The sequence below is a fragment of the Sporosarcina sp. GW1-11 genome (assembly GCF_033088395.1).
Classification (GTDB): domain Bacteria; phylum Bacillota; class Bacilli; order Bacillales_A; family Planococcaceae; genus Sporosarcina.
In genome coordinates, this window is the sequence record NZ_JAPMIW010000001.1 from 156,890 (window position 1) to 181,996 (window position 25,107).

Sequence of the window (25,107 nt, forward strand, 5' to 3'; positions counted from 1 at the left end):
CCGCAAATTTATCAGTCGTTTTTCTAGTATACGCTTTACGTATTACAAGCTATTTACAATTTCATTACTGCATGAATAAATTGGTCTCCTCGTATTTCAAAACTTGGATATTGATCCCAACTTGCACAACTTGGCGATAATAAAATCACATCATCTTCACTGCTAGACTCATACGCTACTTTCACAGCATCCTCCATCGTAGTGGCAAGCAATGATTGTTCAACACCGCATGATTTAGCAAACTCAGTAAAACGCTCAGCGGTCTCTCCAATCGCTACGACGGTTCGTATATTGTTCATATGCGGTCGCAACTCTTCGAATGAGTGCCCACGTTCTAACCCACCCGCAATGAGAATAACCGGTTGTTTGAATGAAGATATAGCACTCTTAGTAGCCAATGTATTCGTTGCCTTCGAGTCATTATATATAGTACGTCCATTAAACTCACGTACAAATTGCATACGATGTCGCACGCCTGTGAATGAACTTAAAACATTTTCAATAGCGGTCTTTTTACATCCCGTAAGAATAGCTGCAGCAGTTGCCGCTAATATATTCTCCAAATTATGACGACCTGGCAATTTAATCTCCTTTGTCGAGATGAACGGTTCACCTAACCAGTAAATCCATTCTTCATCTGCTGAAATCCCTTCAACCACTTTGCCTTCTGTTGAAAAAGGAATCTTTTGAGCATGCATAGTCTCTACAGATGAACGAACGATTTCTTGATCATTATTGTAGATCAAGAAATCTTCTGCTGTTTGATTACGAGCAACTTGTAATTTAGCGTCCAAATACTCCGTAGTAGATCCATGGTAATCGAGATGCGCATCGTAAAGATTTGTAAAGATAGCTATATGCGGTTTAAAATTCTCTGTTCCAGCTAATTGGAATGACGATGCTTCAAGCACCATGACTTCGTCGTTTTTTGCTTTTTCCGCTACTGTGCAAGCGACCGTCCCGATATTACCCGCAATCAGTGGTTTTTTCTTACCTATATTTAGCATGTGATATAGCAGTGTCGTCGTAGTAGTTTTACCATTTGAACCTGTAATCGCAATAATGGACGCTTCACTAATCAGCCCCGCCAGTTCGACTTCTGTCCAAATACGAAGTCCTCGTTCTAGAGCTTGTGTAATTAATGAATTGCTATATGGAATTCCAGGATTCTTTACAATGATGTCAAATCCACGTTCTAATAAATCGCTCGGATGACCTCCACCAATAACTTCAATCCCTAGCGCCTGTAGCGTTGCCGCTTCCTCGTTTCCTTCGAGCGGTCTCGCATCATTAACTATTACTTCTGCTCCTAGACGATGAAGTAAACCCGCCGCAGCCATTCCACTCTTAGCTAAACCAACTACGAGTACACGTTTCCCTATAAACTGTTCTGTGTTCTTCATTTACATGACCTCCAAAAAGACCGGTACAAGAGCAGCCAATAATGCAACTCCCCAAAATACAATAACAACTTTCCATTCTGACCAACCTGATAATTCGAAATGATGATGAATTGGACTCATTTTAAAGACGCGCTTTCCAGTAAGTTTAAAACTGATCACTTGAATGATGACGGAAAGCGTTTCAACTACATAGACAATACCGATTACAAGCAATAACAACTCTTGTTTGATCAACACCGATAACATAGCAAGAGCTCCACCAAGCGCTAGTGAGCCAGTATCACCCATGAACACTTTAGCAGGTTTAATATTGAATAATAAAAATCCAAGCATCGAGCCTGATACAACAAAGGCAAACAATGCAATATCGTTTTGCTCATAGATTAAAGCGAAAACACCAAACGTCGCAAAGGCAATCGTCGAAGTGCCGCCAACCAATCCATCCAATCCATCTGTTAAATTGACCGCATTTGAAAAGCCTACAAGCCAAAATATTAAGAACGCCACATAAAATACGCCGAGATCCATACCAAAGTCTGTAAATGGAATAGTGACCGTTGTTTCAAATGGACCTAACTTCAGCAAGAAGAACGCAACAATGGCGATAATGATTTGCCCTATTAGTTTCTGCAAGGAAGTTAAACCTAAGTTCCGTTTTGCGATGATGATTATAAAGTCATCCAAAAAGCCAATAAACCCAAAACCTACTAATACAATCAACAGTACAATCGTATGAGTTGTCAGCGTATCATTTATGTAAGATAAAGTAAGTGTTGAAATCAATATGGATATAAGAAAGATCAGCCCGCCCATTGTCGGCGTACCCGCTTTTTTCTTATGCGCTTCTGGACCTTCTTCTCTAATACTTTGACCAAATTTCAACCTTCTAAGTAATGGGATGATCATCACCCCGACAATCGCTGAAACAAAGAATGCTACAGCGATTGTGGTGACTGTCGTACCGAGTGTCATGATAAGTTCTCCTTCTACTTTCAATTCCTTCACAGCGTATGCACTGTGTTTACTATTCTGAATAAAGATGAATGGTATCTTCCACGGTCATTAACGTGTGAGGCGCCGGTAATTGTCGAATGACTTTTTTACCTTTACCATGCCACTGCATCTTGAACGTGTAATTTTGAGCAAGCAATTCCTTTTCGGTCACGCCAAGTAAATCCGGCGAACGAAATGTAATCGCATCTCCCCATCTATATTCTTTTTCAAGCTGATCTTTTCTTCTTTCGATTTTTGCGATTGATGCTGTTTCTTCAATAATTCGTCCAACAATAGGCGCCGCGATGACTCCGCCGAATTGAATAGAATTTTTAGGACTATCTACCGCTACGTAGACTAATAGTTCCGGATCATCAGCTGGTGCAAATCCAATGAACGAGACGATATAGTCACCGTCTTTATAGCGGCCATCTACGACTTTTTGAGCCGTTCCAGTTTTCCCACCAATTCGCAATCCATCCGCAAATGCATTACGCCCCGACCCATTAGCAACAACAGATTCTAACGCATATCGTACTTGTTTAGATGTCTCTTCACTAATAACTCGTCTTTTTAATTCTGGTTCAAACTGCTGTATTGTCTTACCTTCCGAATCTTTGATCGCTTTTACGATATACGGCTTGTAAAGATTTCCGCCATTGATGGCGGCAGCTACAGCTTGAACTTGCTGAATTGGCGTAACTGAAATTCCTTGACCAAATGAAGTAGTTGCTTGCTCCACGGGACCGAAAGCTTCTTTAGAAAACAAAATCCCTTTCGCTTCCCCTGCAATACCCGATTCAGTCGTTGCACCAAAACCAAAGGAACGAATATAACGATCCAACTTTTCACTACCTAAGCGCTGACCCATCGTGATAAAACCTGGGTTACAAGAATTCTCTACCACTTCAAGGAAGGTTTGATCTTTATGTCCTTCACGTTTCCAACAACGTAAACGTGCATTTGCGACCATAGTATAGCCCGGATCATAAAAGCCTTCATTTTCTAAATTAATGACTTTCTCTTCCAAACTAGCAGCTAATGTGACAATTTTGAATGTAGATCCAGGTTCATAAGTCATCCAGACAGGCAAGTTTCGATTATAAATCGTTGAGTCTGTCAATTGATAATTTTCCGGATCAAAACCTGGTACAGATGCTAGTGATAATAACTCCCCTGTTTTCGGATTCATAATAATAGCTAGCGCTTGCGTAGCATCATACTTCTCCATCGCTTGGATCAGTTCACGTTCCACAATTTGTTGCATCTTCAAATCGATTGTTAGTAGAATAGAAGACCCTTCCTTGCCATGCTCAAACCCATCTTCGACATGTGGCAAAGGAATTCCCTTAGCATCCGTAAACAATCTAATTTTATCACCAACACCACTTAGAATCTCGTCATATGCATACTCAATCCCAGCTAACCCTTTCCCGTCATAGCCAGTAAAGCCGAGCAATCGTGCAAGCAAGTCATCATATGGATACTCTCTAACAAAATCAACACCTACATACAGACCCGCAACTTGTAATTTCGTAATTTCGTCTGCTTGTTCTTTTGTAATATTTTTAGCTTCAGGAGCTAGTTTCACCATATATTCTTTTTTCTTCATCTTTTCTTCCAATAATTCAGGAGAAATGTTGAGAATTTCAGCAATGGCAGGTATCGAACTAGATATGTCCGGATTTTGAGATGGCATGAAATACAGCGTAGGAGCTAATTTATTACCTACTACTAACTGGCCGTTACGATCCTTAATATCACCACGCATAGCCCCAAACGGTATTTCACGATCCCAATTCTCTTTCGCCTTTTCTTTTAACCATTCATGTTTAATGATTTGCACATGGAACAGTTTGCCTACAACGAGCAGCATGCTAATGAAGAATATAATAAAAGCTGCTCGTAAACGCTTCTTCGACTGCATATCAATGAAAGACCGCAATGACTCACTACCTTTGTTTTTCTACTAAGGTATGTATTTACTATGCACCCTATTCATTAGCCGCCAATGATTTGCTCTTCATCCTCTTCTAGTTGTTGCTCTCTAGATTTCTGTTCATTGTATTGCTCTTCCGGTGTGCGCATCTCAATAACGATTGGATCCGTTGCACTTACCTTCGTTCCTTTAGTTACACTTTGACCTGTGACGTAACCTTCTCCATTGATACGAATATCAAGCTTTGAAAGATGTTTGAAGGATAACACCATTTTTTTAGACCAACCACTGAAATCTGGAAGTGATGTTTCCCCTTCTGTTTTCAACAAGACGATTGCATTCTCAATAAGTTTGGTATCCGCTGCAGGCAACTGTTCAGTAACAAGCCCACCTTCACCGATGATTACAGTCTGAAGACCATCTTGATGAATCTTGTCCGTAACCGTTTCTGAATCCTCACCGACATAGTCGCCCACAATCACTACCGGCACTTCTGCTTCATCATCTGGTGCGATATGCAAATACTTTAAACTGTTTTCCATAATTGGATTAAAGACTTTAGACACTGGATCTGAACCTAATTCACCAGCCTTTAACTTTGGTTGTTGAACCGTTACATAGACCAATAATTGTGGATCATCAATCGGTGCCATTCCTAAGAATGAGTACAAATAGTTTCCGAAACCAGACATATAACCTCTGCCTTCTTTTTTCGGAATTTCTGCTGTACCTGTTTTCCCACCTACTTCATAGTTGGGAAGATGATATTTTTGTGCAGTACCGTTTTCGGAAGTAACTGTAGTAGCTAAGATTTCACGTACTTTTTTCGCTGTTTCTTCCGAGATAGGTTTTCCGCTTTCTACTGGTTCATGATTTTCTATTACTTTATCCGTATTTGGATCTATTATTTGATCAATGACATAAGGCTTCATCATGACACCATTATTTGCGATTGCTGAAGCCGCTTGAATCATTTGTAGTGGCGTCACTGTAGAACCTTGCCCGTACGAAGTAGTTAGTCGTTCCGCTGCGTAATTATCTAATACGACACCACTCGCTTCCTTCGGCAAATCAATACCTACAGGTTTGCCAAAGCCGAAATCATGAACGTATTCAATAAACTTCCGATCGCCTATTCTTTCTAATAAGTAAGCCATAGCTACGTTAGAAGAACGTTGTAGCCCTTCTAGAAATGTAATAGTTCCCCAACCGACTTGGTTCACATCCCGAATCGTTTGATCATATATTTTATAAGATCCCGATTTAAAATATGCATCTGGATCCCATTTACCTTCTTCCACCGCGGCTGCGAGAGTAAACATTTTCATCGGTGAACCTGGTTCAATCGTTTGTTCCACGGCATCATTAAGCCAGTTCTCCGTCAACCCTTCCCTTGTCATTGGATCAAATGTTGGTCGTTGACTCATAGCTAATATTTCACCAGTCTTTGGATTAGATACGAGAACTAACATTTTTGCTGGTTCATACTCTTCTTCTACTTGATCCATCGCTTCTTCAACGAAATTTTCAATTGTTTTATCAATAGTCAATTTGATTGTATGACCGTCTTTAGGTGCTTCCACTTGTTTACTTGCTGTCGGTAATACATAACCCCAACCATCAGATAGATAATTCACCTTGCCGTTAACACCTGTTAATTGCTTATCATACGTCTTTTCAAGCCCCATCTTCCCCTTAGTTTCGACTTTGCCGTCTTCCGTTTCAACCTTTTGAGCAAATCCAACTAAATATGAAGCAAAGCGTCCATTTGGATAAAATCGTTTCTTTCCTTCTACAAACAAAATACCCGATAATTTTTTACTATCGAGTTCTTCCTTCATTTTTAGTACTGTTTCATGATTCAAATCTTTTCCTGCACGACCGAACTCGATTTGCCATGCACCAGGGTTAGCATTTTTCATCTTATCGTAAATTTCTTTTTCTTTTAACGGTAAATACTTAGCCAATACCTTTGCAGTAGCTTTATAATCCACCACATGATATTTCCTTTTGCTGTTCTTACTAGCTTTTTCATTCAATACAGCAACTACGTGATAGCTTAGAGTGTCCGACGCAATCTCTTGATTATTTCGATCGACAATTGCCCCGCGATTCGCATGCAACTCTGCTTTTTTCTCATATTGACTCGCAGCAATTTTCGCCAGTTCTCTTCCGTCGACTTGGCCTGTCAGCTGAATAAAAAGAATTCTGCCGAATAATATAAAAAAGAGCCCTCCGAATACTACAAACATTAGAAAGGCTCCCCATTGAAAGCGAAACTTCTTCATCGTCCAGGCACGACCTTGACATTACTTTCATTAAGATTCAGGCCACTTTGTTGTGCTTTTTTCCAAATGCGTTCGTGTGTTGATTTATCACTCACTTGGATGGACAATTCCGTATTTTGTTTTACAGTCTTTTCAATTTCAGAATTCATCAATTGCACTTCTTTATTTACAGCGTTCAATTCAGAATGCGTCTGTAAAAGCATAGAAGAAGATCCAATTGTAAATGCTGCAAATAAAGTGAACAATATTTTTTCACCTTTCGAGAAACGTTTTTTGACACGACGAACTACCGGTTGCTCTGTTTCAGTCGGTTGAACGATTTCTGGTGTATATGAAGTGTATAGTTTCCTTTGTTCTAATCCCATGATTGGATTCCCCTTTTCTACATTTTCTCAACAATTCGTAGTTTTGCTGATCTAGCACGTTTATTATGCTCTATTTCTGCATCGGATGGAATGATTGGTTTTCTTGTAATGAGTTTTAAATCCGGTTCCATTCCTTCAGGTATGATTGGTAAGTTTGGTGGTAACTCAGGCATCGATGTCGCTTCTTTAAAAATCGTTTTACATAATCGATCTTCTAGTGAATGGAAAGTGATGACACTGATTCTACCTTTTGCACGCAGTAAAGTAATCGCATCGGTTAATGATTGCTCGGCTGCTCCGAGTTCATCATTCACTGCAATACGAATCGCTTGGAAGACGCGCTTCGCTGGATGGCCACCAGTTCTTCTTGCGGCCGCTGGAATGCCCATTTTAATAAGCTCCACTAACTCTGCTGTCGTTCGTATAGGCGCTTCCTCACGCGCTTGCTCAATTTTCCGAGCGATTTGCTTAGAAAATTTTTCTTCGCCATAGCGGAAGAATATTCTAACGAGGTCTGCATATGACCATTCATTGACTACTTCATATGCTGTTAATGACGCTGTTGTATCCATCCGCATATCAAGTGGTGCATCATGGTTATAACTAAAACCTCTTTCCGGCGTATCCAATTGTGGTGAAGAAACACCAAGGTCATATAGGATGCCGTCCACTTCTGTAATATCTAACTTTGCTAATTCACTTTTCAATTGTTTAAAATTCGCGTGGACAAAGTGTACTTGTGCCGCGTACTTTTCTAGTTTGCTCTGCGCCGCTTCAATTGCTGTCATGTCTTGATCGAAGCAAATTAATTTTCCATTGGACGAAAGAAGTTTGACAATTTCTTCACTATGACCTGCCCCACCAAGTGTGCAGTCTACGTAAATGCCATCTTCTTTTACATCTAAGCCTGTAACGGCCTCATGCAATAAAACTGTTGTATGGTTAAACAAAATTACACCGCCTGCTTTCAAAAATCAAAATCAATAAGGTTTTCTGCAATGTCATTAAACGATTCCTCTGATTCCTCGTAGTATGCTGCCCAAAGTTCTGCTGACCAGATCTCAATACGGCTAGATACACCAATAATCATACAATCCTTCTCAATCTTCGCGAACTCGAGTAAATTAGCAGGAATATTTACTCTCCCCTGCTTATCAAGACTCGCTTCTGTAGCTCCTGAGAAGAAAAATCGAGTAAATGCTCTCGCATCTCGTTTCGTGACCGGCAAAGCTTTCAATTTCTCTTCAAGCTTTTGCCATTCATCCAGCGGGTATCCGAATAAACAATTATCCAATCCACGGGTCAAAATAAAGCCTTCAGCCAATAGTTCCCGAAATTTAGAAGGAACTATAAGACGACCCTTCATATCAATTGAATGTTGATACTCACCCATGAACATATCCTTCACCCCACTGTATGAAATAATGTACCACATCCCCCCACTTTCCTCCACCCACTAGACTGTTTTTCTTTGCTTATTATTCAAAATGTGTCAATAGTACTTCTTTCTCTTTACCTTCGAGTAATTTCGCTTATTTTATTCATGATACCAAACGTTTCTCAGGCTTTTTTAAGTTGTTTTAGAACGCCGTTCGCATAAAAATGTCTTTCGTATCAGAAAGAGACATTCCTTAGTTAAATCCATCAAAAAACTCCCACTGAAATTAGTGGGAGTTCGTCTTATAATCAACACTTGTACTCTGATCGTATCTATCCGTCGCTACTAACTAATTAGTAGAGCACGTTAGTATTTTGATTTCATGTAACCTCATAAATAAACTAGCTGATGTGAGCCATCGAAGCGGTACGGTTGTTTCAGTAATTCGTCGATAAAACCTTCTCCGAATTGATTGATGAAAAAGTATGGTGAGTACAGCCGCTCTTGTAGGGAGCCGTCAGGGAGTAATTGCTCATTGAGCGTATTGTATCTATTGTTTTGCACCTGGTGTTTTAACAGGATCGACTGCTCCTTCTTTTTTTCCAAATAGTCGAATTGGCTCGTGTGGAACTGTAGATTTTTATCAAGCATTGGCAACATCCCAGGGTCTGTCGACTCCAAATGTTTTTGGATTTTTTCATACTGCACTTCGAGTTGTTGTTTAGTTTCCATAAGCATTTGATGAAACCGTTCATCGCGTTGCTCGTTTAACCACTTTTCCTGAACCCATGGCAATTGGTGTTCAAGCACTTGATTGACCGTTAACTCCGTCCGTTTCAACGCTTCTTGTGCTTGTCTCGTCACTAGCGTAATTGATAATCTTGGCACAATCACAGGCATGTTAATTCCTAGTGTGTGGAAGGCCTGTCGCAATAATGACCAATAAGCGATTTCTCCTGGTCCGCCGACGAATGCTAGTACCGGAAATACAAGATCTTGCATTAGCGGTCTAGTGGCTACGTTATTGCTTAGATGCCATGGTCGTTCCGCGGCAATCTTATGCATTTCTTGCTCTGCAAACGATAGTCCGGCCTGTTTATTGACAAACATGCCGCCGCTTCTTTTTAACAGCACCCTGCCTGTGTCATGAACATAAAACAAATTAGCGTCTGTTTTTTCAGATTCAATCGGCTTACCATATCCCATCGAATGCAATTGTTGTTCTGTAGCATAAATGCTTGTAGCCATAGCAGGAGCATTTTCAATCATTTGCGAGAAATACGCTGATTCCAATTGACGTAACGGCTGATATGCTGCATCTATCAACAGCAAGCCATATTCTGCGAATAATTTATTGATGAGGGACGTGAAGAAACCTGTGTACGTTTGCTGTTCTTCAACAGATTGCAATACACCATGCAATAACTTATGCGTGTAAGACGTTTCACCGTAACTTTTGAAAATCTTTCGAATATAAGCAGCCATTTCTTTTTGGTCATAGATCGTATCAGAAGCCATCGTTTTCAAGATGGTCGGTTGTTTAAATTGCTGTTTTATCGCTTTCCCTTGTTTCGCAGTATATGTATGATTAATTTCATTAATATCATGATCTTCTCCAGCAATCCAAAACACTGGCACTACCGGTTTCCCAAGCCTCTCTCTTTGTTGACGAGCTAATAAAATGACAGAGATCGCTTTATGAACAGAATATAGAGGGCCCGTTAAAACGCCTGCCTGCTGTCCGCCGATGACAACAAGAGCATCCGAAGAAAGTTCTTTTATATGTTGCGTAGCTAGTTTAGAAATTTCGAATGGTTGCATATATTGTTCAATAACTGAGGCTAGTTCTTCCCTTTGAAACGAACGCATTGCCAGTTCTTTCGCACGATTTTCATATCCTGCAGTGGTCACTTCATAATCAAAGAATTTATGAAAAAACAGCGAATCACGTGTATAAGCTTCCATTAATTTGTTCTTTTTGGGCAATTCAATTGTGTCCAGATGCATCTCACAAACTCCTTTATGTCGAATACTATCGCAAGTATATCATCTCATTCAGGCAGGTTGAATTGATACGCTTACGAAGCTTTAGGCCCCTTCATGTTATCGTATAATCTGTAGCGTAATACCGATTACGATTAACACAATATAAGCAACTGCCATAAGTAAAAAATATGCCCTCCATGTCTTCCGCAAAACGAGAAGCATGCGGAATTCCTTTGCTCTCGATCGTTCAATAGTCGCTAGTATAATCGCTACTACACAAAATACAGCTATTATATAAAAAACAAACCACTGATCCCAAATCGCACGAAGGAGAATTAAAACGGTCAGCACTAAAAAAGGAGTCGTTACATCAACCGCCAAGCCAAATCGTTTAGACTTTTTAATACGGATCTTTTTTGCAATAATCAATAATAAAACTAAAATTGCGAACGGAAATAATAATAATCCGCTAAATATTGTCACCATCATTCGTTATGTCCTCTCCCATTTATACCAAGTAGCATATTCTCAAGCATGTGCAAGATAGGAGCATGCCCTCCTTTTTGTTTAACTTTTCTCAAAACCGCGGTAATGATTGTTTCAATTTCCATCGTATTCCCTTTTAACCGATCGACTAGCATAGAGGATTGATTGAACGACGTCTTACGGCAAACCCTGGCAATATCATCATAAACGAGAACATCTTCTACTTCCGGAAAATTGCTAAGCAACTCTTCACATAGCTGTCGGAACAGCAAGTGAATTGGCGAATTGTCAAGCAATTGTCCATTTCTAACTTGCAAAATTGCCGTTAATGGATTAATTGCACAATTGATCAACACTTTTCTAAGAAGAAGCTTTTCCGCATCGTCCTGCGTCTGAATGGGGAAATTTTCCGATTCAATTGCTTGTAACCATTCGATCGTCGGTGCTATTTTTTCATTCGTAGCAATGATGATCGGGCCGATTCCATTATGGCGGACAGTATGTTCATCCACTCGCTGCGCGCCATGTTCAACCGTAGCAAAAGATACATGACCAAGTGTGTATTGATCAATAAGCGATAAATGACCAATACCATTTTGAATAAAGAGTAAATCAGGTTGTTTAGGTAATGTACTAATCGTTTGCAAAACGTTATGTAAAGCATCATATTTCACTGCAATGATCCATAGTGCATCGGTCGGCAATTCTTCAGGATTGACGACTGCCTGTACATGGAAATTATGTTCGGAATCCGTATCATCTTGTCTAATCAAGCGACTTCGCAACTGCCTAGCTTGCTCTTCTCGCCGTACCCAAAATGTTACATCCGCTTGATTCTGCGCTAGATAGGAACCGATTAGTAAACCTATCGAACCCGCACCTACAACTACAAACCGCATAATTTCACCCCTTAAAAAAGAGACCCCTCAAAGGCGTCTCTTGATTGATTCTATTATACAGGATATACGGGATGTTTTCTCGAAGTTTTCTTAATTTCTTTCGTTTCATAGTATGCAAATCTAGTAGCTAGTACACTACGAAGACTATGTGGCGCTACAATTTCATCAATGATCAACTCAGATGCCATTTTGTAAATATCGATTTCCTCTTTATATTCTTCATGTTTTTCTTTAATATACGCTATTTTCTCTTTCGGATCGGTAATCGCTTCGATTTTATTAGAGTAAACCGCATTGACTGCTGCCTCAGGACCCATGACAGCGATTTGCGCAGTCGGGAGTGCAATACAGACGTCCGGTTCAAATGCTGGACCTGCCATCGCGTACAACCCTGCACCGTATGCTTTACGAACGATTACTGAAATCTTCGGTACGGTAGCTGAGCTCATTGCCATAATCAACTTAGCACCATGTCGAATGATTCCTTGTCGCTCTACTTTCGTCCCGATCATAAAGCCAGGTACATCTGCCAAAAATAACAACGGAATGGAAAACGCATCACATAGCGTGATAAACTTCGTCACTTTATCCGCTGAATCGACGAATAGAACGCCACCTTTTACTTTCGGCTGATTCGCAATAATTCCGACTGGACGACCATCAATACGAGCAAGTGTAGTGATGACTTCTGCTGCAAATAGTCTTTTTATCTCAAACAAGCTGTTTTCATCAACCAATTGATCGATTGCTTCATACATATCAAACGGTGCATTTTGATTCTCCGGAATAATTTCTTCTAATGAGCGACCTTCTTTAGCATCCTTAGCTTTCGTGTGCTTACTCGGCGCTTCGTGATTCGCCGGGAAGTAGGATAAATAGCGACGCGCTTCAACGATTGCTTGCTCTTCATTTTCCACTAATACATCGCCACAGCCACTGACTGTACAATGCATACGTGCGCCACCCATTTCCTCAAGTGTCACTTTCTCCCCGATAACTTTTTCTGCCATTCTCGGTGATCCTAAATACATTGATGCATTTCCTTCAACCATAATAACGATGTCGCAAAATGCAGGAATATACGCACCACCTGCTGCAGACGGTCCGAATAACAGACAGACTTGTGGAATCATTCCAGATAATCGAACTTGATTATGGAAAATCCGGCCTGCCCCTCGGCGATTCGGGAACATTTCTAATTGATCTGTAATACGTGCGCCCGCGGAGTCTACTAAATATAATAAAGGAACACGTAGCTTTTCCGCTGTTTCTTGAATGCGAATAATTTTTTCGACTGTTCGCGCCCCCCACGAACCCGCTTTAACAGTTGAATCATTAGCCATAACACATACTGTCTGTCCGTCAATTTTACCCGTAGCTGTTACGACACCATCTGCCGGAAGATCATCCGCTTCGCAATTGGCAAACTTTCCGTCCTCTACATACTGTCCTTCGTCAAACAGCAAGCGTAAACGTTCTCTGACGAATAATTTACCTTGTTCTTCTAATTTCTGATGATATTTTTCAGCACCGCCAGCCAATACGCGAGTGGAGATTTCTTCTAACTTTTCATTATACGCTGTTTTTGTAGTATCATTTGTCAAGTACCCCTCCACCTTTCCTTACGACTGGATTGTAACCAACACATCTTCTTCGTTTACAAAATCGCCTTCCGTTCCATTGATTGACGTAACCGTACCATCTACTTCAGCTTCTAAAGGGATTTCCATTTTCATTGACTCTAAGATGATCACAACTTGCCCCTTTTTAACTTCATCTCCCACTTTAACATCTACTGAAAAAATAGTACCTGCCATCGCTGCTTTTACTTCTTGCATACAATCACTCCCCAAAATGTAATGGTTCGACTTTTGATAAAGGTGTTCTTACAGTAAGTGTAACTTATTTTTGAAACCGTTTACAAATGAAATACATAGCAGACCCCGACAGTATATGCGATTCGGGGTCTAAACTTTACTTTGTTTTAGTTAAAAATCGTTGTACCGCTTCATGATGGGCATCACTTTCCCATAGTACAGAACAAACACGCGCTTCTTCTTGCATCGCCTGCTCAAGATCATGTGCTTTCCACTTTCTCGTCGCGATGGATTTATAGGCACGATGTACGTTGCGATGAATGTTAAGCATAGGTGCTAAAAATTTTTCTAGTGCAGATTGAGCATCTCCATCATAGACTTCGGTAGCCCATCCGAGATCTTTCATTTCCATTGCTGAATAAACGCTCGCTCTACTAGTTAACTGAAGAAGTTGATCATGCGGTGCATTCTTCTCGAATAATAACACTGCACCTCCCCACCCCGATGTAATCGCCAATGTTCCTTGAATGAAGCCTGCTTTTGCATGTGTTGCCATTAATCGGTAATCACATGCAGTAGCTAACTCACAGCCTCCACCTACTGCTGCACCGTTCACTAAAGCAATGGTCGGCATCGGTAAAGTAGCGATTCGATAAAGAATACTCGCTCCTCTACTCAACATCGTAAACGCTTCTTCCGCTGTCTGGAAGCCGTGGAAGTCACTCAAATCTCCTCCAGAACAAAAGGCTAACTCCCCTTCACCTGTAATGACGGCAAATGAAATCTCTGGATCATCTTGGATTTGCTCTAGAAACTTCTCCAACCCTTCCATGATTTCATAGTTTACCGCATTTCGCATAGCAGGACGTTCGATTGTAAAATAGGCAATTGATTGATCGATCACGATAGAATAAGACACAAAAACTCCCCCTTTTTATGTAGCATACCATTTTTACAGAAAACAAAAAAGACTACCTTGAGCCATGGTCTCAAGGTAGTCTTCTAAACGTTATGCTAAATATAAATTATTCGCCTACAACGTCTTTTCCTTTGTAGTGTCCGCATGATTTGCAAACGTGGTGTGCCAACTTCATTTCGCCACAGTTGTCGCAAGTAGTCATACCTGGCGTTTCAAGTTTCAAATGAGTTCGACGCATATTTTTCTTCGTTTTAGAAGTTCTTCTCTTTGGTACTGCCATTGGGGGGCACCTCCTTATAAGGGTTTACTCTTTATCGGTTTCAAAAAAATTAGCCAATCCCGCTAAGCGAGGATCCACTGTTTCTTCTGCTTCTAGCCGTTGCGCTTCCAATTCTTCATCGGTTGTATAGGACCAACCTTTACCTTCTACCTGTTGCATCTCATCTGCTGATTCGCAAAATACTTGCAACGGAATTTCAAGTAAAATAAGTTCTTCCAATACAGGTATAAAATCAATTATTTCCCCTTCAACTGGATGAATTTCATCATCCGTTTGAAGCGTCTCCTTGTCCCAACTGAATTGCTCAACTGATTCTATAGAGAAGGGATAATTGACATCTTCCCACGTACGTGCACAAGGCAAAATCATTGAACCTTCTAGCCGAAGCTGGCATGTTAACTTTTTCTCACCAATTGAACATGTTCCGCTTACTCGAACAGGCTGAATTGCCCTAATTTCTTCATTCCGTTTTTTAACGGAATCTAAATTTACTACTTCGTCAAGCAGTAGCGGGCCTTGCCTATGTTTCCGTAATTGATGAATGGACCATTTCATGTCTATCACCTCAAGACAACAATGTTGATTATAGTATTTAAAATAAAGGATGTCAAGATATTTTCTTGTCACTTCAACAAGCTTAACGTTATAATTCATTATACGCAAGTACAAAGGAGGATTCCATTGCTAGCTACCGGAATTGTAGTCGAATATAATCCATTCCATAATGGACACTTATATCATTTACAACAAGCAAAAAAGCAAACAACTGCCGATATTATCATTGCTGTCATGAGCGGGCAATTTTTGCAAAGGGGTGAACCTGCTATTGTCGATAAATGGACACGAGCAGAAATGGCTCTCGCAAGCGGCGCTGATCTTGTCATCGAATTGCCATATGCATTTGCTACTGCACATGCGCCACAATTTGCAAAAGGCGCAATAGAACTTCTTGATGCACTTCAATGTGATTATTACTGCTTTGGCAGTGAGGAAGGTTCCATAGCCCCTTTTACCAATAGTTTAGAATTGATTCATTCGCAATCCAAAGTATATGAACAAACTATCCAAGATGCGATGCAAGAAGGACTTAGCTATCCACGAGCATTGCGCGCGGGCTATGACGTGATCTCACAGCATACTACTTTACCATTGGCTGATTTATCGGAACCAAATAATATTTTAGGTTTTCATTATATGCAAGCGGCACAGGAGATTCAATCCACGATGGTTCCCGTGACGATTGAGCGAACTGGTAGTCATTATCATGATACCTCACTACCTGCAGACTCAATAGCAAGCGCAACGAGTATTCGTAAAAAGCTTTTACAAAGTTATTCGACGCAAGATGTAGAGCTCTATATGCCGGCGTCTTCTTTTCATTTGCTAAAAGACTGGACGGCTCGACATGGTTTTCAAAATTGGGATCAACTCTATCCTCTATTGCGCTACACGATTCTTCGCGAAGAACCACAACGTCTGGCAGAAATTGCTGACGTGACAGAAGGTATTGAGTTCTCATTGTACAAAGCAGCAAAAGAACAAGCGACTTTTCAATGTTTCATGCAAGCTGTTAAATCTAAACGGTACACATGGACAAGAATTCAACGCATGCTGGTCCATATTTTAACCGGCTATCGTAAATCTACACGCGAGCAGATAAACAGTCCTTCTTATATTCGACTACTCGGTATGTCACAGTCAGGAAGAACGTATTTACGCAACGTAAAAAAACAAATGCAGTTACCGCTTGTTAGTAGAGTCGCTTCGTTATCCGACCCATCGCTACTAATGGATTGTAAAAGCACAGATATTTACCTATTCGGCATTCAATCTGCACCCGCTCCCGGTCTAGATTATCGCACGCCACCTATTATGCGGTAACTTATTTCTCTTGTAGCTTTTCTAAATAGCGCAAAGCATCATCTACTGTTTTGACGGGGACGATTTTCATGCGCGTATCAATTTTCTCAGCAGTCGCTTTTGCTTCTTCGTAATTCGATACAAGTTGGGGATTTTTCTTCTTTACTTCAGCAGGCAATTCATCGTCAGGCGCAAAGAAAATTTCAATGTCCTGACGATCAGCGGCCATCACTTTGAAGTCAATTCCACCAATGCGCCCAACTGTCCCATCCTCAAGAATTTCACCTGTTCCAGCGATATTATAACCCTTCGTTAGATCTTCGTCTAACAACCGATTCATCAACTCTAGCGTGAACATGAGACCTGCTGACGGGCCACCGATATCTTCCGTATGGATATCGACTTTCGGTTCAGTTTGTAAGGCGATTTGCTCTTCAAATTGAATACCTAGCCCTACACGATGATCAGTTCCAGGTAATTCCTTAAGTTGCAGCGCAATTTGCATCACTTGTTTTCCGCGCTTCACTTGTAAATCAACTTCTTGTCCTGCTAGCTTCGACCCAATTTCATCTATAAAGTCTTTGGTAGATGCCAACTGCTTTTGATCAATTGTTTGAATGACATCGCCCACTTGTAACTTCCCAGCAGCTGCACCGTCTGGCAACACACCTACTACAAATACCCCTTTGAAAATCTTTTCGATTGGCAAGTTCGTTTTGTCAAATGCTACTGAAATCGCATGCATCTTCGAATCAGTCATCAATTTCTTTTGACGTATAGCATATTCTTCATCACTCTCGCCATGTCGTCGAACCTTAGCAGCGGGTAACAATTTCATTTTATCTGTGAAATTTGAATAAGCATACGTGATAGGTGTTGCTTTTCCAATAGCAATTGTCATTAAACTAAATGTCCCTTGATCGTTTTCGTCTCCTCCCACTACTTCGACAAGCGGTGCTAAATCATACGCACCACCCGGACGCGAAATATACATATCTAACGGATAAAGTCCAAGAATCCCCACCAACACTAGCACGATCGTCAATATACCCCATTTACGCATTTTCATAAAAGCACACCTCCATTAATAGCCTGTACGAATCCAACATATATATTACGGTAGATTCCAATGAAGTACAAAAAATAGGAAGGGGAGCGAAGGATGCATAGCCATTTTTCTATTCGCCACATAGACCTATGATTAACGTGACGATCATTTGGGCATTAATTATTTTATTTATCATCCAGCCTGACGTTGCGCATGAAGGAGCTGTTTCTGGTGCTCAATTATTCCTCCATGCTTTATTACCTTATTTGTTGCCTTACATCATTTTGACACAATGGCTATTAAAAATGCCTACTAACCGACTGCAGAAGAGCCAATGGAGCAGATACATAAAAGCATATGTTCTCGGTTCGTTTGGAGGATTCCCAGTGGGAGCTGTTACGGTCAGTGAAATGAAAAGAAGTGGTGAACTGTCACCGAGAGAAAGTAGCTTATTGCTAGCCGCTTGTCATGCACCTGGTCCGATGTTCATCATCGGGTTTGTTGGCAATGAATTACTCGGAAGTGTAGCCAGTGGATGGAAACTGCTTATTGCTATTCATTTGGCGAATGTCGTGTTCTTTTTGTTATCTATCCTTTTTTTACAAGGTCAGCCCATGCAACAAACTCAGCAAGCGATTCCATTTGATCCGAGAACCTCACCGCTTTTAAGCTCGATTAAAGATAGTTCATCTGTCATTTTATTAGTTGCGACGACTGTAATTTTCTTTTCTTCATTGGGAAATGTCCTTTCCCATGTAGTTTCTGCTATTTTCCCTGTTGATATGGAAATTACAAAAACCTTGTTATTAGCCGTTTTTGAAATGACATCTGGCGTTCAAGCAGCTACAGAATATTTCAGCGGGGCTACAATCTACCCGTTACTGATTGCAGCCATCATCTCTATCAACGGCCTGAGCATCCACATGCAAGTCATGACGCTCGCAAAGGGTGCAAGCATAAGTATACTACCCTACATCGCCGGAAGAGCTTGGAACATCATTCTCGTGCCCCTACTGTTTCTATGGATGTATTAAGATTTCATCGATTGTCAAATAGAAAAATGGTTATGATAAACGTTCCATCATAACCACTACATAAGTATTGCGTATTTTATACATTTTATTACTTGCTAAACTTCTCCTTTAAGGCTTCGTTAACATGTGGCGGCACGAGTGTCGAGACATCTCCTCCATATTGAGCGACCTCTTTAACGATACTCGAACTTAAGAATGAATATTGACTTTTCGTCATAACGAAAAATGTCTCAATACTTTCATCAAGCACTCGGTTCATCGACGTAATTTGCATTTCATACTCAAAATCCGAAATCGCTCGTAAGCCACGAACGATCACCGATGCCTTGATTTCATGCGCGTAATCGATTAGTAAGCCTGATGATGAATCAATCGTAACATTTCCATATTGCGACGTGATTTTATGTATAAGGGCAATTCGCTCTTCCACTGTAAATAAAGGCTTTTTAGATGAATTATTCATCACCGCCACATGCACTTCCGGGAACGTCTTTGCTGCTCGTTGTATAATATCTAGATGACCATTCGTCACCGGATCAAAACTTCCTGGAACAATTGCGATTCTTGACATACCATTAACCTCTTTTCTCGTAAATAGTGATAGCTGTATTTCCATAGATTGCAGAGTTTACTCGTATAAAGGATTCATACGCATCAGGCAATACTACTTTTTTCTCATGCTCACAAACAATTGTCGCTTCTTCAGACAGTAATCCTTGGCTCACAAGATCTCTAATCCCATCATAGTATGCTACTTCTGCGTAGGGAGGATCTACGAATAACAAATCAATTACGACATTTTTTTGCTGTAGAATCGCAACGGCTTGCCGTGCATCTTTTCTTTCTATATGTACTTGATCATCCAGCCGACATTTTTCAACATTTGATTTAATGATAGCGCAAGCTTTAGCATTTTTCTCGAATACTACTGCTTGCTCCATGCCCCGTGATAATGCCTCGATTGCAATGGATCCACTGCCACCGAATAATTCGACGACAGTTCCACCATCAAAATACGGACCTATTCTGTTGAATAATGATTCCTTTACTTTATCCGACGTGGGTCTTGTAGATATGCCTGGTAAAGACTTAAGCGCCATACCTTTTCTGGAACCGGAAATGACTCTCACTCTTTTTCCATCTCCTTTATCAGCTTTTCAATTTGTTCGACTGCAATCGATTCATCGGTCTTCTCAATTAGCACTAAGAAAATACGCCTAAACCAATTTTCATCAAAATATAATGTTTGGTTGATCATTGTATACGGTTTTTCTCTATAGTCGAATTTTCGATCATCCATTACGTAGAACGGTTGAATTTTAGAAAACCGATAATTACGTTTCGGACTTTTAATATAGATCGATTGTTCATTCGATGTGACTTCGTAACCCATTTTCATCAACAACAAATCTGCCGGATAATAGCTTTTGCCATCCTGTATAACAACCTTCGCCTTTGGTACTAACTCGCCGTCAACTAGCACTTTTCGTGCATCCAATAATAAAAACGGATAGCTGTAACGCTGTTCACGCATCGTTTTTTGGAAATACTGTGATTCAAACCCTGTGATTCCTAACAGGAAGTTGTCCAGTTTCTCAGCGGATAATTTATGGCCGATTTCATAATGGACTTTTTGTCGAAATGTTTCATATTGCTCTTCTGTGAGAGATTCTTTCAGACGATTGTACACGCCTTGTTCCGCTTTTGTCCCTACTGCTTGGTCAGCGAGGAGCGACGCTAGCATACTGCTCATAGAAGGCTCATCAGCTAATAGGACGAAGCGTGATTGCACACTCATTCTAGCTACTTGTTTTACTACCTGATTCATATGCTCCGTCTTCTCTACAACAAAACGTTGCGTATATAAAGGCTGATTACGTGGCGATAGAACTACACTTACATGATCACCACCAACTCCTTCAATCATGCTTTCCATTTGATCAATCTGCTCTTTATCTATCCCTTCACCGTAGACTGTTAATTTATTGGATGAATACGCAATCGGAAGCGCTTGTGGCTGCCAATACAATTCATTGACGAAACCGACACCGCGATAAAGACGATACGATATGCGTTCTTTATCCGCTATTCCCACCTGTTCAAGGCCATTCACCCACATGCCGCCAATATTTTGTTCGTCTGTCATATGAAATACTGTGGTTAATGGCTTAGCACCTTTTAATAACACAAAAGGATTTTTAAATAATTTACGCCCTGTTAAAGGCTCTTTCTTCGGTAACTTATACGTGATAGACTGCTGACCACGTTCTCCTTCGTCAAAAGCGATACCGGATTCATTTAATCGGGAACAAGACTCGGATTCCTCCGTCAGACACCCTTGATCAATACTTCCTTTTGGCCAAATAATTTCATATCTGCCCGCAGACAAATTATAAAAGTGATGTCGGATATACAATCCATCCGCCCGATTGATGACTTCAATTTCTTGACGATAATTAGCTAGTTGCGCATTCTCCTCATTTGCATTTGCAAATTGACTATAATGTAAATAGATGAGTCCCCCATTCACTGCCGCCAAAAGAAATAAAATCCTCACTATAGCTTTCAAAGTACAACACCTCATCACATGGTATGATGGATACGAACCATTACTAATTGCTTGAAAGGAAGCGCTTGATTATGATCCAACAACGTTTTATCGAATTAGGGGAAGGTTATAGTGATATTTATGAGTTATTCGAAATAATGTCTACAAACTCCCATAGAATTTTTAAGGCTTATGTGTTCGCATTCGAAGATGGTGAAATTGAAAAAATTTCACTTGCAGTATCCTTAACACCTGCTACAGCAGATAGCAACTTTATGCCTATCTATATTTGTAGGGAAGGTATAAAATTAACAGCGAATAAACCATCCAAACGCTATGATTTGTTTATGGCACATGCGAAATCACTGGACTTACACCCCGTCCGAGTAGAAGTGAAACATTCTTCTCAATTTGCCGAGAATGAATTGTATTATCAGTACATCACCGGCATTTTACGATTGAATCACTTACTGCCACCACTTAAGTAATCAAAAAAATACGATTATAAACCTGTTTTATAATCGTATTCTTTCGCTTTGTCTGGCTTCGCATTTTCATACACTGTGCTAACAAAAGGACGCTCAGAAGGCAATACTTTTTTCACAGCAGATAAACGCTCTAATTTGCTTATCGTTCCTTCTACATCAGCCATATCACAATACAAGACGACATACTTCATTCTTTTAGAAATATAATGAACATGCCCAAATTTGCGCAATGATTTTGCTTGTTTTAAATGATGGAGATAGACAATAATTCCTTGCCGATCAATCATAATTCTCCCCCTCTTTCTTACTCCATACAATACCATATGTTAGAAAAGGCCTGCAACCTTGCATGGCGAATGTTCGTATTATATTATCATACGCTAGAAACGTCATTCTTTGTCGGACGAATATCATACGTCGAGTATTGCGTACCTTTCAATGAATAGGTTACACTAGGTTAGATATTTATATTCACTCCGTACACTGGGTGAAGAAAAGACAATGGGTAAGACCAGCTACTGAGGAGGTTTTTTAAAGTGGGCAGAAAAACAAAAGTTGCGTTAACAGTGGGAGCAGCAAGTGTTGCTGCATGGGCAGCGTCCAAAGTGGTTGTTAAACCAGAACCGCGGACTGAAAAGAAAGCGCTGCAATTTTCTGAAATAGCTGTAGTAGCAGATGTACATATTGCTGAAGACTCTTCCGTTCATTTGCTTTCATCGTATACAAATGTTGCCGATTTAGGTGTGCATGGATTTGCGGTAGATGTACAGCTTACAAAAGATGAAGAAATCCTACTAGTACCGAGCACAGACCTATTATATTCTATTGAAATTGCAGACTACACACTTGCTGAAATAAAAGATGAATATGAGATGGATGCTGAACAATTAGATTCTTCTACTACAGATAGTTCTTCACAAATTATTTCGTTACGAGAACTATTAGTTAAGTTTCCTCAGTTACTTATCATCATTTCTATGAGTGATTCACCTGATACGTATGAAGGTAGCTTGATTCCTTCGAAATTGTGGCGGCTACTAAAAGAGTTGGATGCAGCGGAGCGTGTTGTTGTGACTAGCATATACGACGAACAAATCGATCGGTTTAATTTGTATGCTCAAAACTCAGTTGCACTCGGTGCGGGTAGCGAAGAAATAAAAAAAGCCTATGTTGCATATAGTAGTGCCTTTGGTCATTTATATAAACCAACAGCTGATTTATTTTGTTTACCAGAAAAGTTCGGTGTATTCCCATTCGCTTCGGAAGGATTCGTCAATTTCCTAAAACAATTAAATATTGCCGTGTTTTATGAAGTATCAGAGACGTCTACTATGCAAAAGTTAACTAAGCTAGATATTGACGGGTTTATCACAAGTACACCTGACAAAGTATTAGCTTATTGTAACCAAAACTAAACCCTGCAAAAAAATGCAGGGTTTTTCTTTTGGAGATTTATGCCGAGCAGGAGCAGCTCCCTCCTGAGCCACATCCGCCGCCACATGAACTATTAGTAAACACACCGTCGCCAGCAGGTACCTTCACTGCTTCGGAAACAGATTGCCCAATCATTCTACCGATTTCATCTAACAGCGACTGGACATCGTTTTCCGCTAAACGTAGAGCAGCAACTTCCTCTCGCAAATCTAATGCTCTTTTTTGAAGGCGAATTTCCTTCATAATCACTTTATAATCCGGATGGTAACGTCCAAAACGTTGGACGTCTTCATATTGTTCTTTCATTTTATTAAACGTTATGATCTCTTTCCGTAGATCAGCATCTGAATACACACGGTCGTATGCGTCACGATAGGTTTTCACAACCTCAGAACGCAGCAGCATATCGGAAAGTTCTTCCGCCATATCGATGACACGCATCCATTCATCCGTCATCATCATAACTTGCCGCACCTCCTATCTGTACTATCATACCAAAAAACCTGTCCTTCGCCTATTCATTAAGATTTTTCATCGTGAAGATTTCGATAAATAAATGCCTGCTTTACTTCTTCCATATCACAAAACGGAAGTATGTTTTCACCTATATGTTGAGTCTGCTCATGACCTTTTCCCGCGACTAAAATAATGTCCCCATATTGCGCCTTACGAATCGCGTATTGAATAGCATATTTTCGATTAATTAACACATCAATAGGAGTTGGAAAGCCTGAAGTGCCCGATAAGATGTCCAAGATAATTTGTGCAGGTTCTTCCGAGCGTGGATTATCAGACGTCAAAATAACATGTGTACTATAGTGTGCAGCTACGGCACCCATTTGCGGTCTTTTCTCATGATCACGATCTCCCCCGCATCCGAATACGGTGCATACATTCTTTCCTTCCTCACGTAATGCTTCTAGAACGACTTGTAAAGCATCTGGTGTATGAGCATAATCTACGTAGACATCGATACCATACTGTGAATACTTCTCCATTCTTCCTGTAGGTAAATGTAAGGCAGAGACATGTTGTTGGATTTCGTAGAACGGATAACCGAGTGCCATTAATGCACAACATGCTGCTCTAGCATTCAAGTTATTATGATTTCCCGGTACATGTATCGCTAACTTTCCCTGCTCCCCATTGACATGATCATTACCAAAATACATCGGTGAAACATCCATCTCCTTGCCAATCTCATAGCAAAGCAAATCATCTTCATTCACAATCATCTTTTCGGCTAATAAGAATAACTGTTTTTTCGCATTGATATACTGTTGTTTTCCGCCATGTTCTTCATAATGGTCAATTCCGACGTTCAATAGAATACCAATTGCTATTGGACAATGCGCTAAGCGATTAGCACATAAACCTAATGATGAAGCTTCAAGAATAACATGCGTAACGTGTCGATCTACGCAATCGCGTAATAGTGGATGTAGTTTTTCCGCCGGCATCGTCGTCATAGAGTCTTCTATAGACGCGATGAATTTGCCGTTAATATAGATGCCTGTCGTTCCTATGACAGCTACACGTAAACCAGCAGCACGAAGCATCTGACCTATAAAATGACTGACTGTGGTCTTACCATTCGTTCCAGTAACAGCAATAATCGTTAATTCTTCGCCTGGATTACTAGACAACTTTGCACTTGCATAAGAAATAAATAATGAACTATCCGGTATCACGAGTACTGTGATTTCTTTTGGTATCCTCGAAAGATCTATAGACGTTCGATCCGTAACAATAGTATTTGCCCCTTTTTCGAGCGCTTCTTCAATAAACTGCATACCATCTTGCACTCTACCTTTCCTTGCGACAAATACATATCCTTTCCGGACTCTTGTAGATGATTCAGTCACACCATTGATGGCTTGTCGAATGGATCCTTGCAACACTGTACAGGGCCACTCTTTAATGAGTTCTGATAAAAGCAAGG

At 40.4% G+C, this 25,107-nt stretch carries 26 protein-coding genes; 4 read left to right on the plus strand and 22 right to left on the minus strand.

The features are described 5' to 3' along the window. Positions 1–53: 53 nt before the first annotated feature. From murD to ORD22_RS00860, 15 genes are all read right to left on the minus strand, one after another. Positions 54–1,403 (minus strand): UDP-N-acetylmuramoyl-L-alanine--D-glutamate ligase, encoded by a 1,350-nt coding sequence (murD, locus tag ORD22_RS00790; RefSeq protein ID WP_317643935.1) that lies wholly within the window; start codon positions 1,401–1,403, stop codon positions 54–56. Continuing rightward, a complete protein-coding gene (gene mraY, locus ORD22_RS00795; RefSeq protein WP_317643937.1) occupies positions 1,404–2,375 on the minus strand; it encodes a phospho-N-acetylmuramoyl-pentapeptide-transferase in 972 nt (323 codons plus the stop codon). It abuts the gene before it with no gap. 52 nt (positions 2,376–2,427) lie between these two features. After that, complete coding sequence (locus ORD22_RS00800) at positions 2,428–4,323, minus strand: penicillin-binding transpeptidase domain-containing protein (protein ID WP_317644189.1); 1,896 nt, start codon at positions 4,321–4,323, stop codon at positions 2,428–2,430. 74 nt (positions 4,324–4,397) lie between these two features. Further along, positions 4,398–6,587, minus strand: coding sequence for a penicillin-binding protein (locus tag ORD22_RS00805; protein ID WP_317643938.1), 2,190 nt, complete (start codon positions 6,585–6,587; stop codon positions 4,398–4,400). Positions 6,588–6,619: 32 nt separating this feature from the next. Continuing rightward, a complete protein-coding gene (gene ftsL, locus ORD22_RS00810; protein ID WP_317643939.1) occupies positions 6,620–6,988 on the minus strand; it encodes a cell division protein FtsL in 369 nt (122 codons plus the stop codon). 17 nt (positions 6,989–7,005) lie between these two features. Further along, complete coding sequence (gene rsmH / locus ORD22_RS00815) at positions 7,006–7,938, minus strand: 16S rRNA (cytosine(1402)-N(4))-methyltransferase RsmH (protein WP_317643940.1); 933 nt, start codon at positions 7,936–7,938, stop codon at positions 7,006–7,008. Between the two features lie 17 nt (positions 7,939–7,955). Continuing rightward, on the minus strand, positions 7,956–8,387 hold the full coding sequence (gene mraZ / locus ORD22_RS00820; RefSeq protein ID WP_317644190.1) for a division/cell wall cluster transcriptional repressor MraZ: 432 nt from the start codon (positions 8,385–8,387) through the stop codon (positions 7,956–7,958). 369 nt (positions 8,388–8,756) lie between these two features. After that, entirely contained in the window at positions 8,757–10,373 is a 1,617-nt protein-coding gene (gene bshC, locus ORD22_RS00825) for a bacillithiol biosynthesis cysteine-adding enzyme BshC (RefSeq protein ID WP_317643941.1), read from the minus strand. Between the two features lie 96 nt (positions 10,374–10,469). Beyond that, complete coding sequence (locus ORD22_RS00830) at positions 10,470–10,841, minus strand: DUF3397 family protein (protein ID WP_317643942.1); 372 nt, start codon at positions 10,839–10,841, stop codon at positions 10,470–10,472. Continuing rightward, positions 10,838–11,737 (minus strand): ketopantoate reductase family protein, encoded by a 900-nt coding sequence (locus ORD22_RS00835; RefSeq protein WP_317643943.1) that lies wholly within the window; start codon positions 11,735–11,737, stop codon positions 10,838–10,840. Before ORD22_RS00835 ends, ORD22_RS00830 begins: the two co-directional genes overlap by 4 nt. 53 nt (positions 11,738–11,790) lie before the next feature. Then, a complete protein-coding gene (locus ORD22_RS00840) occupies positions 11,791–13,293 on the minus strand; it encodes an acyl-CoA carboxylase subunit beta (RefSeq protein ID WP_411567605.1) in 1,503 nt (500 codons plus the stop codon). A gap of 66 nt (positions 13,294–13,359) precedes the next feature. Beyond that, positions 13,360–13,575 (minus strand): acetyl-CoA carboxylase biotin carboxyl carrier protein subunit, encoded by a 216-nt coding sequence (locus ORD22_RS00845; RefSeq protein ID WP_317643945.1) that lies wholly within the window; start codon positions 13,573–13,575, stop codon positions 13,360–13,362. A gap of 136 nt (positions 13,576–13,711) precedes the next feature. Next, a complete protein-coding gene (locus ORD22_RS00850; RefSeq protein ID WP_317643946.1) occupies positions 13,712–14,473 on the minus strand; it encodes an enoyl-CoA hydratase/isomerase family protein in 762 nt (253 codons plus the stop codon). A 106-nt stretch (positions 14,474–14,579) separates the two neighbouring features. Next, complete coding sequence (gene rpmF / locus ORD22_RS00855) at positions 14,580–14,753, minus strand: 50S ribosomal protein L32 (RefSeq protein WP_317643947.1); 174 nt, start codon at positions 14,751–14,753, stop codon at positions 14,580–14,582. A 24-nt stretch (positions 14,754–14,777) separates the two neighbouring features. Next, entirely contained in the window at positions 14,778–15,308 is a 531-nt protein-coding gene (locus ORD22_RS00860) for a YceD family protein (RefSeq protein WP_317643948.1), read from the minus strand. Positions 15,309–15,434: 126 nt separating this feature from the next. On the opposite strand from ORD22_RS00860, the gene ORD22_RS00865 reads away from it, so the two are divergent. After that, on the plus strand, positions 15,435–16,634 hold the full coding sequence (locus ORD22_RS00865; protein ID WP_317643949.1) for a nucleotidyltransferase: 1,200 nt from the start codon (positions 15,435–15,437) through the stop codon (positions 16,632–16,634). 1 nt (position 16,635) lies between these two features. Here the strand turns inward: ORD22_RS00865 and ORD22_RS00870 are convergent, their stop codons facing one another. Continuing rightward, positions 16,636–17,682, minus strand: coding sequence for a SepM family pheromone-processing serine protease (locus ORD22_RS00870; protein ID WP_317643950.1), 1,047 nt, complete (start codon positions 17,680–17,682; stop codon positions 16,636–16,638). Between the two features lie 128 nt (positions 17,683–17,810). Here ORD22_RS00870 and ORD22_RS00875 point away from each other — a divergent pair, with 128 nt between their 5' ends. Next, a complete protein-coding gene (locus ORD22_RS00875; RefSeq protein WP_317643951.1) occupies positions 17,811–18,695 on the plus strand; it encodes a hypothetical protein in 885 nt (294 codons plus the stop codon). Positions 18,696–18,783: 88 nt separating this feature from the next. Here the strand turns inward: ORD22_RS00875 and coaD are convergent, their stop codons facing one another. The 3 genes from coaD to ORD22_RS00890 are packed head-to-tail and all read right to left on the minus strand — an operon-like array spanning position 18,784 to position 21,264. Next, a complete protein-coding gene (gene coaD, locus ORD22_RS00880; RefSeq protein WP_317643952.1) occupies positions 18,784–19,266 on the minus strand; it encodes a pantetheine-phosphate adenylyltransferase in 483 nt (160 codons plus the stop codon). 4 nt (positions 19,267–19,270) lie between these two features. Then, positions 19,271–19,795, minus strand: coding sequence for a 16S rRNA (guanine(966)-N(2))-methyltransferase RsmD (rsmD, locus tag ORD22_RS00885; RefSeq protein ID WP_317643953.1), 525 nt, complete (start codon positions 19,793–19,795; stop codon positions 19,271–19,273). Positions 19,796–19,821: 26 nt separating this feature from the next. Continuing rightward, positions 19,822–21,264 (minus strand): hypothetical protein, encoded by a 1,443-nt coding sequence (locus ORD22_RS00890; protein WP_317643954.1) that lies wholly within the window; start codon positions 21,262–21,264, stop codon positions 19,822–19,824. A 71-nt stretch (positions 21,265–21,335) separates the two neighbouring features. On the opposite strand from ORD22_RS00890, the gene ORD22_RS00895 reads away from it, so the two are divergent. Continuing rightward, positions 21,336–21,731: a DUF7147 family protein gene (locus ORD22_RS00895; RefSeq protein ID WP_317643955.1), complete on the plus strand. Its 396-nt coding sequence runs from the start codon at positions 21,336–21,338 to the stop codon at positions 21,729–21,731. A 14-nt stretch (positions 21,732–21,745) separates the two neighbouring features. On the opposite strand, the gene ORD22_RS00900 is transcribed toward ORD22_RS00895, so the two are convergent. Beyond that, the gene (locus tag ORD22_RS00900) at positions 21,746–22,018 is read right to left on the minus strand and encodes a YlbG family protein (RefSeq protein ID WP_317643956.1); all 273 of its coding nucleotides are present in this window, start codon (positions 22,016–22,018) and stop codon (positions 21,746–21,748) included. A gap of 249 nt (positions 22,019–22,267) precedes the next feature. Between ORD22_RS00900 and ORD22_RS00905 the strand changes: the two genes are divergently transcribed. Then, positions 22,268–23,146, plus strand: coding sequence for a glycerophosphodiester phosphodiesterase (locus tag ORD22_RS00905; protein ID WP_317643957.1), 879 nt, complete (start codon positions 22,268–22,270; stop codon positions 23,144–23,146). Between the two features lie 37 nt (positions 23,147–23,183). On the opposite strand, the gene ORD22_RS00910 is transcribed toward ORD22_RS00905, so the two are convergent. Beyond that, positions 23,184–23,627 carry a YlbF/YmcA family competence regulator gene (locus ORD22_RS00910; protein WP_317643958.1) on the minus strand — a complete coding sequence of 148 codons (444 nt, stop codon included), beginning with the start codon at positions 23,625–23,627 and terminating at the stop codon, positions 23,184–23,186. Between the two features lie 59 nt (positions 23,628–23,686). Beyond that, entirely contained in the window at positions 23,687–25,105 is a 1,419-nt protein-coding gene (locus ORD22_RS00915; protein ID WP_317643959.1) for a UDP-N-acetylmuramoyl-L-alanyl-D-glutamate--2,6-diaminopimelate ligase, read from the minus strand. Positions 25,106–25,107: the final 2 nt, after the last annotated feature.